The sequence below is a fragment of the Streptomyces mesophilus genome (assembly GCF_011044995.1).
In the GTDB taxonomy this organism is placed as follows: domain Bacteria; phylum Actinomycetota; class Actinomycetes; order Streptomycetales; family Streptomycetaceae; genus Streptomyces; species Streptomyces mesophilus.
On sequence record NZ_JAAKZW010000201.1, the window covers coordinates 1 to 15379 of the forward strand.

Annotated in this window: 9 protein-coding genes; 6 read left to right on the plus strand and 3 right to left on the minus strand. The window is 70.5% G+C overall.

Translation table 11 applies throughout. The features are described from left to right. Together G6045_RS31875 and G6045_RS31880 are read right to left on the minus strand one after the other, a co-directional pair. Positions 1-1171: PQQ-dependent sugar dehydrogenase (locus tag G6045_RS31875; protein ID WP_165335648.1), on the minus strand; the 1171-nt coding region annotated here is incomplete at its 3' end. An 85-nt stretch (positions 1172-1256) separates the two neighbouring features. Beyond that, positions 1257-2249 (minus strand): aldo/keto reductase, encoded by a 993-nt coding sequence (locus G6045_RS31880; RefSeq protein ID WP_165335649.1) that lies wholly within the window; start codon positions 2247-2249, stop codon positions 1257-1259. A 93-nt stretch (positions 2250-2342) separates the two neighbouring features. Here G6045_RS31880 and G6045_RS31885 point away from each other — a divergent pair, with 93 nt between their 5' ends. The 6 genes from G6045_RS31885 to serA all read left to right on the plus strand — a co-directional run bounded on the left by G6045_RS31885 (position 2343) and on the right by serA (position 12213). Next, positions 2343-3281: a 2-hydroxyacid dehydrogenase gene (locus tag G6045_RS31885; protein WP_165335650.1), complete on the plus strand. Its 939-nt coding sequence runs from the start codon at positions 2343-2345 to the stop codon at positions 3279-3281. Between the two features lie 516 nt (positions 3282-3797). Beyond that, positions 3798-6590 carry a putative bifunctional diguanylate cyclase/phosphodiesterase gene (locus G6045_RS31890; protein ID WP_165335656.1) on the plus strand — a complete coding sequence of 931 codons (2793 nt, stop codon included), beginning with the start codon at positions 3798-3800 and terminating at the stop codon, positions 6588-6590. A gap of 222 nt (positions 6591-6812) precedes the next feature. Further along, on the plus strand, positions 6813-8690 hold the full coding sequence (locus tag G6045_RS31895; RefSeq protein ID WP_165335651.1) for an acetolactate synthase large subunit: 1878 nt from the start codon (positions 6813-6815) through the stop codon (positions 8688-8690). A 31-nt stretch (positions 8691-8721) separates the two neighbouring features. Further along, positions 8722-9246 carry an acetolactate synthase small subunit gene (ilvN, locus tag G6045_RS31900; protein ID WP_165335652.1) on the plus strand — a complete coding sequence of 175 codons (525 nt, stop codon included), beginning with the start codon at positions 8722-8724 and terminating at the stop codon, positions 9244-9246. Between the two features lie 101 nt (positions 9247-9347). Continuing rightward, positions 9348-10346, plus strand: a complete 999-nt coding sequence (gene ilvC, locus G6045_RS31905; RefSeq protein ID WP_165335653.1) for a ketol-acid reductoisomerase — start codon at positions 9348-9350, stop codon at positions 10344-10346. Between the two features lie 265 nt (positions 10347-10611). Continuing rightward, complete coding sequence (gene serA / locus G6045_RS31910; RefSeq protein WP_165335654.1) at positions 10612-12213, plus strand: phosphoglycerate dehydrogenase; 1602 nt, start codon at positions 10612-10614, stop codon at positions 12211-12213. Between the two features lie 85 nt (positions 12214-12298). On the opposite strand, the gene G6045_RS31915 is transcribed toward serA, so the two are convergent. Beyond that, entirely contained in the window at positions 12299-15304 is a 3006-nt protein-coding gene (locus tag G6045_RS31915; protein ID WP_165335655.1) for a helix-turn-helix transcriptional regulator, read from the minus strand. Between the last annotated feature and the right edge of the window lie 75 nt (positions 15305-15379).

Genomic DNA, 15379 nt, shown 5'->3' on the forward strand with positions numbered 1-15379 from the left:
CATCCCCACCCTCAGGCGACCCCCGCCCGTCCGTCTGGCTGGTCACGACGTACAGCCGGTTCTCGCCCGCCGCCAGTACCGTGCGCAGGCGCCCGTACTCGCCCTCGAAGAAGGCCTGAGGTTCCGCGAGTGCCTTCGTGCCGTCCAGGGGGATGCGCCACAGACGTTCGCCGCGCAGGCCCGCCATCCAGATCGAGCCCTCGGCCCAGGCGATGCCGCTGGGGGAGGCGTCGGCGGTCGACCACTGCTCGAGCGGGTTCGCGAACTCCGAGCCCTCGTCGCCCTTGCCCTCCACCTCAGGCCACCCGTAGTTCTTGCCCGGGCCGATCTGGTTCAGCTCGTCCCAGGTGTTCTGGCCGAACTCGGCCGCCCACAGCCGCTGTTCCTTGTCGAAGGCCAGACCCTGCACATTGCGGTGACCCCACGAGTACACGAGCGAGTCCGCCTCCGGATTCCCCGGCGCCGGCTCGCCCTCGGGTGTCATGCGCAGGATCTTGCCGCCGAGCGAGGACTTGTCCTGGGCGAGTCCGGTCTCGCCCGTTTCACCCGTCCCCGCGTACAGCATCTTGTCCGGGCCGAACGCGATCCGCCCGCCGTTGTGGATCGTCCCCTTGGGGATGCCGCGCAACACCGTGTCCGGCGCGCCCAGTTGCTGACCGGCCGGCTTCTTCTCGTCGTACTGGAAACGCGCGATGCGGTTGTCCGACTCGGTCGTGAAGTACGCGTACACATAGTGGTCCGAGGCGTAGGCGGGGGAGAGGGCGAGCCCCATCAGCCCGCCCTCGCCGGCAGGCGCCACTCCCGGCACCGGTCCGACCTCGGTCTTCTTCCCGCTCTCCGCGTCGATCCGGGTGATCGTGGCCTCGTCGCGCGAGGAGACGAGCAGATCTCCCTCCGGCAACGCGGCAAGCCCCCAGGGCGACTTGAGGTCCTCGGCGAGGGTCTTGACCACCTTCGCCGAGCCCTCGGCCGGCGGCAGATCGGGATCGGCGCTGCGCGAAGGCTCACCCGCCTTCCCCGGGCTCGAGGCGGAGTTGCTCTCCTTGGCCGGCGGGTCCTCCCCGTCCCCCGAACAGGCGGAGAGCAGCAGCACGGCGGCGGCCAACACGGCGGGTACTGCGGTTCGTTGCACAGCCGAGGTCCTTTCGACGATCGCGTCCTTACCGTTCATACACCGCTCGCGCCGCCTGGGTTCCCACAACCAGTCCCGAATCCCCGAAGCCGACCGGCGGCCACGGCGAGGGGCCTCCCGCGGCCTACTCCCAGGACCCCACCCCGGACGGCAACTCCGCAATCTCCCGCAGATCCCCCTCGCTGAGCCGCACCCCCGCGGCCCCGGCGTTCTCCGCGGCCCAGGCCGCCCGCTTCGTCCCCGGCACCGGCACCACATCCCGGCCCCGGGTGAGCACCCACGCCAGCGCGACCTGTGCGGGCGTGGCCCCGTGCCGCGCGGCGATCCGCCGCAGACCCGCGACGATCGGCTGGTTCGCGGCCATCATCTCGGCGGTGAACCGCGGATGCCTCGCCCGCACATCCTCCGGTTCGAAACCGGAGCCCGGTGTCAGCGTCCCCGTGAGAAAACCGTTCCCGAGTGGCATCGCCGCCAGAAATCCCACCCCGCGCGCCGCACACCACGGCAGCAGCGCGTCGAGCGCCTCCGGCGACCACACCGACAGCTCGGCCTCGACCGCGCTCACCGGGAAGACCTGCTGTACCCGCTCCAGTTGGCGGATCGTCGCATCGTGCAGCCGGGACCCGGGCCGTCGCCCGGCCCGTGCCCCCACCGCGCACAGCCCGAGCGAGCGCACCTTGCCGGCGGTCACCAGCTCCGCCATCGCGCCCCAGGTCTCCTCGACGGGCACCTCGGGGTCGGCGCGATGCAACTGGTAGAGGTCGATCACCTCGGTCCCGAGCCGGCGCAGCGAGGCATCGCAGGCCCTTTTCACGTACGAGGGACGGCCGTTGGCGACGATGTGCTGCTCGCCGACAAGCAGCCCCACCTTCGTCGACACGAAGGCGTCCGCCCGCCGCTCCTTCAAAACCCGCCCGAGCAGCAGCTCATTGGTGAACGGCCCGTACATATCCGCCGTGTCGAGCAGCGAGACCCCCGCGTCGAGCGCGGTGTGCACGGCCCGCAGCGACTCCTCGCCGTACTGCTGTGAAGCGGTGTACGCCCAGCTCATCGGCATACAGCCGAGCCCGATCGCGCCCACTTCGAGTGCCGCCGCGCCGACCGTCCTGCGCTCCACCTGGCTGTGCCTCCCCTTCGACCGACGGCCCCCAAACTAACCTCCCGCCTCCCGGCCACCGGGAGCAGGCCCCAGCGGATTAGCCTCCTGACCATGACCGCAGACGTATGGCTCCCGTTTCCCGCCGACGACATCGCAGGCCTGCCCGAAGGCCTCGCCTACCACTTCTGGGACGGCGCACCGGACTTCCCGGCCGATCCCGCCGACTGCGCCTTCTACGTGGTCCCCTATATGAAGGGCCCCGAGATCGCCGTACGCCCCATGCCGCGGATGCGGTCGGTACAGGTCGTGCAGACCCTCTCGGCGGGGGTCGACCATGTGCAGGGCGGACTCGGTGATCTGCGCCCCGGTGTCCGCCTGTGCAATGCCAGGGGAGTCCACGAGGCGTCCACCGCCGAGCTCACGCTCGCGCTGATCCTCGCCTCGCTGCGCGGGATCCCCGGCTTCGTGCAGGGACAGCAGCAGGAGGAGTGGCGGTCCGGCTTCTATCCCGCGCTCGCCGACAAGTCCGTCCTGATCGTCGGATACGGATCGATCGGCGCCGCCATCGAGGACCGGCTCGCGCCCTTCGAGTGCGCGCGGGTGGCGCGCGTCGCGCGCTCCGCCCGCACCACGGAGCGCGGCGCCGTGCATCCGCTCGACGAACTGCCCCGGCTGCTGCCCGAAGCCGACGTCGTGATCCTCTCCACGCCCCTCACGGAGGCCACCCGGCACCTGGCCGGTGCGGACTTCCTCGCGCGGATGAAGGACGGCGCCCTCCTTGTGAACGTCGCGCGCGGCGGCGTGGTCGACACCAAGGCCCTGCTCACGGAGCTGGAAACGGGCCGCATCCGGGCCGCCGTCGATGTCACCGACCCCGAACCGCTGCCCGCGGGTCACCCGCTGTGGCACGCGCCCAACCTGCTGATCAGCCCCCATGTGGGCGGCTCCACCTCGGCGTTCGAACCGCGTGCGAAGCGCCTTCTGGCCGGCCAGCTCACCAAGTTCGCCGCGGGCGAGCCGCTGGACAACGTCGTGCTCACCACCGAATAGCGGGCGCACCCGGGGCCTCGCACGCCCCAGGACCCCCGAACACCCCGCACAGCGGCCGAAGTTCGGACACACTGCACTCCAGTCGTACGGAGCGCCTCGGTCCCGGTACGCTCTGCAACATTTTCCGTGCATCGGGTCCCCCCAATGCCCCTGGTCGTCACGGAGCGTAGAGGAACTATGTCCCTGAGTGACGAGACTGGTGTATCGTCCCGACTGGGGCTGCGCCGCGCACCGTTCGGCGCCGGGAAACCGCCGGGTCAGGACAGGGAATCCGCCCGGAGAGCACAGCGTGTGCCGGAGACGCCGGGGACACACGGAAGGCACCGAACTGCGAGGGGGGCGACGGGCGATGCACGGCCTATGGACGAACATTCCTACGCGGCGGGACCGCCGACAGCGACCCTCGCATGTGCCGACGGGCTGCAGACCGATGAGCCGGACGCCGGATGCGAGCACGCGGCCGCTGCGGCCGACGAGGCCGGTCCGGGCGGCGCGGTGAGCACCCCGGGGGTGCTGATGAACCGCCGTGTCGAGCCGTGGGGCGGCAGGTCGGGACTGGTGTCCCAGCTGGTGCTCGCGGTGATCTGCGCCGGCTATGCGGTCGGCTCCGCCCTCGGCTGGGGATCCGCGCAACTCGCCCTGATCATGGGCGACTTCGGCCTCAGCATCGCCGCGGCCACCGCGGCCGTCTCCTGTTTTCTCTACGGCCGCAGCAGCGAGAGCCGTTTTCGACCCGCCTGGCTCCTGTTCGCGCTCTCGTCCGCGATGGCGGCGCTCGGCAACGCGGTCTGGGGCTGGTACGAGGTGGTGCTCGGCATCGAGGTGCCGAGCCCCAGCATCGCCGACCTCTTCTTCCTCTGCTTCGCACCGCCCGCGATCGTCGGACTCCTCGTCCTCGCCAAGAGGCCCGTCACGCGCGCGGGTTGGGTCTGCCTCGGCCTCGACTCCTGGCTGATCGGCGGCTCGCTGCTCACCCTGTCCTGGAGCCTGGCGCTCGCGCACAACTCCCAGGTCGACGGCCGCAGCGTCGCGCACGCGGCGCTCAACCTCGCGTACCCCCTGCTCGACATCGTGCTCGTCAGCATGGTGCTCGCCCTGCACTTCCGGCGCTCCTCGGCCAACCGCTCGGCGATCAACACCGCGATCGCCGCCCTCGCGCTGACCGTGATGTGCGACGCCCTGTTCACCTCGCCGCTGCTCAAGCAGACCTACCGCTCGGGCGAGCTGCTCGACGCCGGCTGGTTCGCGGGCTCGCTGCTCCTCGCGTACGCGCCATGGGTGTCGACCCGGCCGGGGCAGCCCGTCGAGTACCCCCGTGTGGTGCGGCGCAGCAGTCAGCAGCGCGGCATCGGCGGCTCGCTCTCCGCGCTCACGCCCTATCTGGCCGCCGCCGTCTGCACGTTGGGCATCCTCTACAACACGATCGACGGCCGCAGCGTCGACCGCGTGGTGCTCTTCACGGCCTGCACGGTGGTGCTGGCCCTGGTCGTGCGCCAGGCCATCATGCTCGTCGACAACATGACGCTCACCCAGGAGCTGGCCCAGAAGGAGAACCACTTCCGCTCCCTGGTCCAGGGCTCCAGCGATGTGATCATGATCGCCGCACCCAGCGGCATACTGCACTACGTCAGCCCGGCCGCCTCCGGCGTCTGGGGGCGCAGCGCGGAGGAGCTCAAGGGCTCGGAGCTGGCCGACCTCATCCATCCCGAGGACCTCGGCCGCGTCGCCCACGAGATCCGCCGCTTCCTCACGGCGAGTCCCCTCGAGGAGCCCACCACCCGGATCGAGTGCCGCTTCAAGTCCGGCTCCGGCGACTGGCTGAACGTGGAGTCGACGGTCAACCGCCACCAGGGCGGCGGCCTGCTCTTCAACAGCCGCGACGTCACCGAACGGGTCCGTCTGCAGGCCCAGTTGCAGCACAACGCCGAGCACGACCCGCTCACCGACCTGCCCAACCGCGCGCTGTTCACCAAGCGGGTGGGCCAGGCCCTGCACGGCCGCCGTGCCACCGACCGGGGCACCGCCGTGCTCTTCATCGACCTCGACGGCTTCAAGGCGGTCAATGACCGGCTCGGCCATCAGGCGGGCGACGACCTGCTCGTCCAGGCCGCCCGCCGCCTCGAGGAATCCGTACGGAAGGGGGACACCGCGGCCCGTCTCGGCGGCGACGAGTTCGCGGCCCTGATCCTCGGCGACGGCACCCGGGACAGTGCGGCACGCGAACGCCATATCCACGAGCTCGCCGACCGCCTCAGGCTCACCCTCTCGCAGCCGTACGAAGTGGACGGCAGCAATGTGCGGGTGGCCGCCTCGATCGGGGTCGCCTTCGCCGAACCGGGCATCACCGCGGGCGATCTGCTGCGCAACGCGGACCTGGCGATGTACCGGGCGAAGGCCGCGGGCAAGGGCCGTGTGGTGATGTTCGCACCCCAGATGAAGGCCGAGGTCGTCCGCAAGGCCGAGCTGGCCACGCGGCTGCGATCGGCCCTGCACGAGGGCGAGTTCGCGCTCCTGCATCAGCCGGTCGTACGGCTGGACACCGGACGGATCACGGCGGTCGCCGCCCAGGCGCGGTGGCGCAGCGCGCAGGGCATCCTGTTCACACCGGCCGAGTTCCTCCGGGTCTCCGAGGACAACGACCGCACCGCGGAGCTGGGCCGCTGGCTGCTCGAAGAGGCCGTCGAACAGGCCGCCGAGCGGGGCGCCACCGGGCACGCGGTCCCCGTGGCCGTACGGATCAGCGCGGCCCGCCTCCTCGACCGCTCCATGCCGCTTGCCACCGTGGAAGCCCTCCTGACCAGGCACGGGCTGCCTTCGGGCGCGCTGATCATCGAGCTCTCCGACCATGATCCGCGGATCCCGTTCGACGAGCTGGAGCGCCGGCTCACCGCGCTGTCCCGGCTCGGTGTCCGGATCGCCCTGGACGGCTTCGGCAACGGGTATGCGGCCATCACCGCACTGCGCCGCCTCCCTGTCGACGTACTGAAACTCGACCGCTCCCTGGTCGAGGGAGTGGTGGAATCGGCCAGACTGCACAAGATCACCAGCGGTCTTCTGAAGATCGCGGGCGATCTCGGACTGCAGTCCGTGGCCGAGGGCGTCGATCTGCCCGAGCAGGTGGTGGCGCTGCGCGCGATGGGCTGTACGCACGGGCAGGGCATGGCCTTCTCCGGACCCCTCGACGAGTACCGGCTGCGGCGCGCTCTGGCCGCCGGGCACTACCCGTTGCCGCACGGTCCGATCGAGCCCGTGTTCGCAGGGGGAACGGTGGTCCGTTCACATAATGAGACGGCCGTCCCACCCACTTGACAGTGTCGGGGCGCTGGAGAGAGGGTCAGTGCCATGCGCACCCGAATTCTCGTACTTGGACAGCGCGTCGGCTGAAGCTGAGTCGTCAGAGACACTCAGCGACCGTCACCGACGCGCTCCCCTCGCTTGCCTCCGGGCACGAGGGGTTTTTTGTTGCACAGGCACCGCCAGTAAGTTCGACAAACCTCGCATAACCACCCTCAGCATCGAGAAGAGACGCCGATGACCGAGCAGGCCACCGGGGCCCATCCGCAGCCGCGGCCCCGATCCTCTGGACAGCAGCAGACGGCCCCCGTCGAGCACCTCACGGGCGCGCAGTCCCTTATTCGTTCGCTCGAGGAAGTCGGGGCCGAGGTCGTATTCGGTATCCCTGGCGGCACGATCATGCCCGCCTACGACCCGCTGATGGACTCCACGAAGGTCCGGCACGTCCTCGTCCGCCACGAGCAGGGCGCGGGCCACGCCGCAACGGGTTACGCGCAGGCCACCGGCAAGGTCGGTGTCTGTATGGCGACGTCGGGTCCGGGCGCCACCAACCTGGTGACCCCGATCGCCGACGCGCACATGGACTCGGTGCCCCTGGTCGCCATCACCGGCCAGGTCTCCTCCAAGGCGATCGGCACCGACGCCTTCCAGGAAGCCGACATCGTGGGCATCACCATGCCGATCACGAAGCACAACTTCCTGGTCACCAAGGCCGAGGACATCCCGCACACCATCGCGGAGGCCTTCCACATCGCCTCCACCGGACGTCCGGGCCCGGTCCTCGTGGACATCACCAAGGACGCCCAGCAGGCGCAGACCACGTTCGGCTGGCCCCCGCAGCAGGACCTGCCGGGCTACCGCCCGGTGACCAAGCCGCACGCCAAGCAGATCCGTGAGGCCGCCAAGATGATCGCGGCCGCCAAGCGGCCGATCCTCTACGTCGGCGGCGGCGTCATCAAGGCGCACGCCACCGCGGAGCTGAAGGTCCTCGCCGAACTCACCCAGGCGCCCGTCACCACCACCCTGATGGCACTGGGCGCATTCCCCGACAGCCACCCGCTGCACGTGGGAATGCCGGGCATGCACGGTGCGGTCACCGCCGTCACCGCGCTGCAGAAGGCCGACCTGATCGTCGCCCTCGGCGCCCGCTTCGACGACCGCGTCACCGGCAAGCTGGACTCCTTCGCCCCGTACGCGAAGATCATCCACGCCGATATCGACCCCGCCGAGATCGGCAAGAACCGCGCCGCCGACGTGCCGATCGTGGGCGACGCCCGCGAGGTCATCGCCGACCTGGTGCAGGCGATCCAGGCCGAACACACCGAGGGCAACTCCGGTGACTACAGCGCCTGGTGGCAGGACCTCAACCGCTGGCGCGAGACCTACCCGCTCAGCTACGACCAGCCGGCCGACGGCTCCCTCGCCCCGCAGCAGGTCATCGAGCGGATCGGCAAGCTCGCCCCGAAGGACACGATCTTCACCGCGGGCGTCGGCCAGCACCAGATGTGGGCCGCGCACTACATCGACTACGAGCAGCCGGCGACCTGGCTCAACTCCGGCGGCGCCGGAACCATGGGCTACGCGGTCCCGGCCGCGATGGGCGCCAAGGCCGGCCAGCCGACCCGTACGGTCTGGGCGATCGACGGCGACGGCTGCTTCCAGATGACCAATCAGGAACTGACCACCTGCGCGCTCAACAACATCCCGATCAAGGTCGCCATCATCAACAACGGCGCCCTCGGCATGGTCCGCCAGTGGCAGAACCTGTTCTACGACGGCCGCTACTCCAACACCGTCCTGCACGGCGACAAGACGAACCACACCACCGGTTCGCAGGTCGGAGCCAGCGAGGAGCGCAGCAAGGGCACGCGCGTCCCCGACTTCGTGAAGCTCTCCGAGGCCATGGGCTGTGTCGCCTTCCGCTGCGAGGACCCGGCCGACCTCGACGCCGTCATCCAGAAGGCGAACGAGATCAACGACCGTCCCGTCGTGATCGACTTCATCGTCCACGAGGACGCCCAGGTCTGGCCGATGGTCGCCGCCGGCACCTCCAACGACGAGGTCATGGCAGCCCGCGACGTCCGGCCGGACTTCGGCGACGGCGCGGACGACTGAGAACGAGAGACGGAAAAGGAAGACAGACGCCATGTCCAAGCACACGCTCTCCGTCCTCGTGGAGAACACCCCCGGCATCCTCGCCCGGATCGCCGCGCTGTTCTCGCGCCGCGGCTTCAACATCGACTCGCTCGCGGTCGGTGTCACCGAGCACCCCGACATCTCCCGTATCACCATCGTGGTGAATGTCGAGGACCTGCCGCTCGAACAGGTCACCAAGCAGCTCAACAAGCTCGTCAACGTGCTGAAGATCGTCGAGCTGGAGCCCGGCGCGGCCGTCGCACGTGAACTCGTTCTGGTGAAGGTGCGCGCCGACAACGAGACCCGCTCGCAGATCGTCGAGATCGTGCAGCTGTTCCGCGCCAAGACCGTGGACGTCTCGCCCGAGGCGGTCACGATCGAGGCCACCGGATCCAGCGACAAGCTGGAGGCCATGCTCAAGATGCTGGAGCCGTTCGGCATCAAGGAGCTCGTCCAGTCCGGCACGATCGCCATCGGCCGCGGCTCGCGCTCCATCACGGACCGCTCACTGCGCGCGCTCGATCGCAGCGCGTAGGCCTTTCCGGTCCGACCGGACCGCATCGTAAGACCGTCAGACCCCTTTCCCCCGCCCGCCGTACGGTGGGACGCAACATCAGTACACCGAGGAGATTTCCAGTGGCCGAGCTGTTCTACGACGCCGACGCCGACCTGTCCATCATCCAGGGCCGCAAGGTCGCGGTTCTCGGTTACGGCAGCCAGGGCCACGCCCACGCGCTGTCGCTGCGTGACTCGGGCGTGGACGTCCGCGTCGGTCTGCACGAGGGCTCCAAGTCCAAGGCGAAGGCCGAGGAAGAGGGCCTGCGCGTGGTGACGCCCGCCGAGGCCGCAGCCGAGGCCGACGTCATCATGATCCTCGTGCCGGACCCGATCCAGGCCAAGGTCTACGAGGAGTCCGTCAAGGACAACCTCAAGGACGGCGACGCCCTGTTCTTCGGCCACGGCCTGAACATCCGCTTCGGCTTCATCAAGCCCCCGGCCGGCGTCGACGTCTGCATGGTCGCCCCGAAGGGCCCGGGCCACCTGGTGCGCCGTCAGTTCGAGGAGGGCCGCGGCGTTCCGTGTATCGCGGCCGTGGAGCAGGACGCGACCGGCAACGCCTTCGCGCTCGCCCTCAGTTACGCGAAGGGCATCGGCGGCACCCGCGCCGGCGTCATCAAGACCACCTTCACCGAGGAGACCGAGACCGACCTGTTCGGTGAGCAGGCCGTGCTCTGCGGCGGTGCCTCCGCGCTGGTCAAGGCGGGCTTCGAGACGCTGGTCGAGGCCGGCTACCAGCCCGAGATCGCCTACTTCGAGTGCCTGCACGAGCTGAAGCTCATCGTCGACCTCATGTACGAGGGCGGCCTGGAGAAGATGCGCTGGTCGATCTCCGAGACCGCCGAGTGGGGCGACTACGTCACCGGCCCGCGGATCATCACGGACCAGACCAAGGCCGAGATGAAGAAGGTCCTCGGCGAGATCCAGGACGGCACCTTCGCCAACAACTGGATGAAGGAGTACGAGTCGGGTCTGCCGAAGTACAACGAGTACAAGAAGCAGGACGAGAGCCACCTCCTGGAGACCACCGGCAAGGAGCTGCGCAAGCTCATGAGCTGGGTCGACACCGAGGCGTAAGCCTTACGGCGAAGGGGGCCGGACCTCATGGGTCCGGCCCCTTCGTGCAAGAACCGGTCAGGTTCCGAAAGGAACTGGACACGCTGTCCAGCCACGTCCGAGTGATCCTTACGCTCTGGCGGATTTGGGGACCAAAGTCCCCACTACACTGCTCAACTACATACGCGTCAGGCCCACAGCGTCGTGCGTCTTCCACGCGGCAAAGCCACCTCCACCGCCTGCGGCCACGGGACGGCCGCCTGCACTGGAACATGCGAGGACTCACGTGAGCACTGCTGCCACCGGCAAACCTGTCGTACTCATCGCTGAAGAGCTGTCGCCCGCGACCGTCGACGCGCTCGGTCCGGACTTCGAGATCCGGCACTGCAACGGCGCCGACCGCGCGGAACTCCTGCCCGCCATCGCCGAGGTCGACGCCATCCTCATCCGCTCGGCCACCAAGGTCGACGCCGAGGCCATCGCCGCCGCCAAGAAGCTGAAGGTCGTGGCCCGCGCCGGCGTCGGTCTCGACAACGTCGACGTCTCGTCCGCCACGAAGGCCGGCGTGATGGTCGTCAACGCGCCGACGTCCAACATCGTCACCGCCGCCGAGCTCGCCTGCGGCCTGCTCGTCGCCACCGCGCGCAACATCCCGCAGGCCAACACCGCGCTCAAGAACGGTGAGTGGAAGCGTTCGAAGTACACCGGCGTCGAGCTCAGCGAGAAGACCCTCGGTGTCGTCGGCCTCGGCCGTATCGGCGTCCTCGTCGCCCAGCGCATGTCGGCCTTCGGCATGAAGGTCGTCGCGTACGACCCGTATGTACAGCCCGCACGCGCCGCGCAGATGGGCGTGAAGCTCCTGACGCTCGACGAGCTGCTCGAGGTCGCCGACTTCATCACCGTGCACCTGCCCAAGACCCCCGAGACCCTCGGTCTCATCGGCGACGAGGCGCTGCACAAGGTCAAGCCTTCGGTGCGCATCGTGAACGCGGCGCGCGGCGGGATCGTGGACGAGACCGCGCTGTACTCGGCGCTCAAGGAAGGCCGCGTGGCCGGCGCCGGTCTCGACGTCTACTCGAAGGAGCCCTGCACGGACTCCCCGCTCTTCGAGCTCGACCAGGTCGTCTGCACCCCGCACCTCGGCGCGTCCACCGACGAGGCCCAGGAGAAGGCCGGTGTCTCGGTCGCCAAGTCGGTGCGCCTCGCGCTCGCCGGTGAGCTGGTGCCGGACGCGGTCAACGTCCAGGGCGGGGTCATCGCCGAGGACGTACGCCCGGGTCTGCCGCTCGCCGAGAAGCTCGGCCGGATCTTCACCGCGCTCGCCGGCGAGGTGGCCGTCCGCCTCGACGTCGAGGTCTACGGCGAGATCACGCAGCACGACGTCAAGGTGCTCGAACTCTCCGCGCTCAAGGGCGTGTTCGAGGACGTCGTCGACGAGACCGTGTCGTACGTCAATGCCCCGCTGTTCGCGCAGGAGCGCGGTGTCGAGGTGCGCCTGACCACGTCGTCCGAGTCGCCCGACCACCGCAACGTGGTCACCGTGCGCGGCACGCTCTCGGGCGGCGACGAGGTGGCCGTGTCCGGCACGCTCGCCGGTCCCAAGCACCACCAGAAGATCGTCGGCATCGGTGAGCACGAGATCGAGCTGGCCCTCGCGGACCACATGGTCGTGCTGCGCTATGCGGACCGTCCGGGTGTCGTCGGCACCGTCGGCCGCGTGCTCGGCGAGGCCGGGCTCAACATCGCGGGCATGCAGGTCTCGCGCGCCGAGGAGGGCGGCGAGGCGCTCGCCGTCCTGAGCGTGGACGACACGGTGCCGCCGAGCGTCCTCACCGAGGTCGCCGAGGAGATCGGCGCGACGTCGGCGCGGACCGTCAACCTCACCTGACCGTCTTCTCTCAGCGCCTGATCGCTTTCTTGTAGCGCACGAGGGCCGGGTCACCCACGGGTGACCCGGCCCTCGTGCGTCGCTCTCACAGGGAGGTGCTGGCCTCCGGCTCGATCAGGCCCTCGCGATAGGCGATGCCCACGGCTTCGGTACGGCTCGCGGCACCGAGCTTGGCGAGGATGTTCGAGACATGGACGCTCGCCGTCTTGCCGCTGATGAACAGCTCCTCGCCGATCTGACGGTTGGTACGCCCCCGGCCGAGCAGCCGCAGCACATCGCTCTCCCGGGCGGTGAGGGCGGCGATACGGTCCGCCGGCGCCGACGCGTCGGCGAGGCGGCCCCGGCGGATCAGCGCGTCCACGGCCTCGCGCAGCGGTCCGGCGCCGAGCCGCTCGGCCGTTTCCCGGGCCGCGCGCGCCTGCTCGCCGGCCTCCTCGCGCCGGTCGGCGGTGAGCAGGGCCTGGGCGAAACGCCACTGGCAGCGGGCCAGTTCGTACGGATCGCCGTAGCCGAAAGCCGTCACGGCCCGCTCCCACGCCGCGACATCCGGCCCGTCTGCGGCGCGTATCAACTCGGCCTCGGCGCGCGCCAGCCAGGCCAGGCCCTCGGGCCCGTGCCCGGTCCCGTCCTCGCCACGGGCCGCCGTGGACCGGGCCATTTCCACCAGCTCGGCGGCGGTCCCCGCCCACCGTGCGGCGCCCGTCTCGTCACCGGAGAGCCGGGACTCCTCCGCCCGGTCCGCGACCACCGACAGGGCGAGCGCGGCGAGCCGCACCGTCACATCGGGCCGGTCGACGCCCGAGCCTTCCGCGAGCGCATCGACCGATGCGTGCAGCTGGCGTACGCAGCCCTCCGCGTCACCGCGCAACGCCGCCGCATCCGTCAGCACGACACTCGCGACCAGCATCGCCATCCAGTCGGAGGTACTGCCGTCGAACAGGGCGCGCGCCCCGCCCACGGCCCGGTCGAACTCGCCGCGCGCCAGGGCGACGTACAGCGCGGGAGCGGTCGCGAACCCGCCTGCCTCCGGGAGCAGTTCGGAGTCCGCGGCGGCCGCCCGCGCGCATTCGTCCCAGCGGCCGAGGGTGTACAGCAGCAGGGACTGCATATAGCGCAGCTCCAGGCCGTACGGGGAGGAGAGCAGGCCCGCGCGACGGGCGAGGCCGAGTCCTTCGCCGCTCCAGGTCAGGCAGGCGTCCAGATCCCCGGACTCGTAGCAGCCGATCGCGACGTTGTAGAGCGCCCGCATCTCCACCGGGAGATTTCCGGCGGCGCGGGCCAGCTCACGGGCCCCGCGCAGCCTGTCCCGGCCCTTCTCCGTACTCCGGTTGTGCGCTTCCATGCCGACCAGCGAGATCATCAAGTCGGCCTGGGCGTCGCTCAGTCCGAGCCGCTCCGCGGCGTCGAGCGCCTGCCGGCCGACGCGCTCGGCGTCCTCGTCCCGCCCCACGTACCGGGCCGCCATGACGTGGGTCGCGGCCGCCCACACCCAGGTGGGCGACGGCGGCTCGGCCGGGATCAGGGACAGTGCCTCGGTGCTGTACGTGAAGGCGGCCTTGAGGTGATCGACCCGCAGCAGCCTGAACGCGAGGGTGTAGCGGATCCGGGCGGCCAGTTCGGAGTCGGAGTCCGCGCCGGTCCGGTCGAGCGCGGAGCGGGCCAGCTGCACACCGCGATGCGGGTCACCGGCGTGGGCGGCGGCCGCCGAGGCGCGCAGGGTGAGGCCGACCGCGTCGCCGTCCTTGGGGCGGGCGGATGCTTCGACCGCGTCCCAGAGGTCGAGCGCGGCCTCGAGATGGCGCAGCTCCTCGGCGGGCGCGCCGACGCCCTTGGCGTGGTCGGCGGCCTCCAAGGAGGCCGACAGGGCATCGGGCAGGTCGTGGCTCTCGCGCGAGTGGTGAGCGCGCTCCGCGGCGCTCTGCCCCGAACGGTCCTCCCGGGCAAGGAGTTTGGCGAACACCCCGTGCAGTCTGACCCGCTCCCCGGGCAGCAGGTCCGCGTAGGCGGCCTCGCGGATGAGGGCGTGCCGGAACGAGTACGTCGCATCGTCACCCGGTACGAGCAGCTGTCGCCCGACCGTTTCGCGCAGCGCCGACTCCAGCTCCTCCTGCGGCAGTTGGACGGCGTCGCGCAGCAGGTCGTGGCCGACCGTGCGGCCCGCCACGGCCGCGGTGCGCAGCACTTGCTGGGCGGTGTCCGTCAGTTGCTCGATCCGGATGAGCAGCACATCCGCCAGGCCGCCCAGGTCGCCCGGACCGCCCTGGTCACCGGGCATCGCGGGGGAGCCGGGGTCGTCGTCGCCGGGCAGCGCGGCGAGCAACTCCTCGGCGTAGAAGGCGTTTCCCTCGGCGCGTTCGACGATGCGGCCGACCGTGCTGTCGGAAAGCGGGCCCGTGCGCAGCCCGCGCACGAGCCGCGCCACGTCCGCGTCGCCCATCGGACGCAGCTCCAGGCGGTCGACGGCGGGCAGCCGGATCAGCTCGGCGAGCAGGGGGCGCAGCGGGTGGCGGCGATGCAGATCGTCCGAGCGGTACGAGGCGAGGATCGCGAGGCGGCGGGGCGGGCCGCCGGGCACGGGCCGCTGGAGTACGCCCCGGCTGAGCAGGAAGCGGAGCAGATCGCGGGAGGACTGGTCCGCCCAGTGGAGGTCCTCGATGACGAGCAGCAGCGGGGCCTGTTCGGCCAGCTCGGCGAGGAGCGCGGTGACGCCCTCGAAGAGCTGGAGGCGGCTGCCGGGGTCCTGTGCGGAGCCGCTCCCGGAGGCGGCGCCGAGCAGCCGGTTCACCGCGGGGTGCGCGGCGAAGGCGGGGGCGAACCGTTCGTCGGCGGACGCCGCGCCGAGGAGCTCCGTGAACGGGAGGTAGGGCAGGCCCACGTCCCCGAGGTCCATGCAGTGGCCGGTCAGGACGGTGGTGCCGGTGGCGGCGGCGTGCGCCGCCGCCTCGGTCAAGGTGCGGGTCTTGCCGACGCCCGCGTCGCCGGCCACGAGGACGGCGCGGGGGTCGCCGGAGGCGGCCCGGTCCACCACGCCGGTGAGCCGGGCCAGTTCGTCCGCCCGGCCGATGAACGGCGTATCGAATATCTGAGCCACGTGGTCATCCTGGCACGTGTCGTCGGCCGGGCCCTCGGGGTTTCCGTTTAGGGCGCCTGCGGCGGGCCCTTCTCC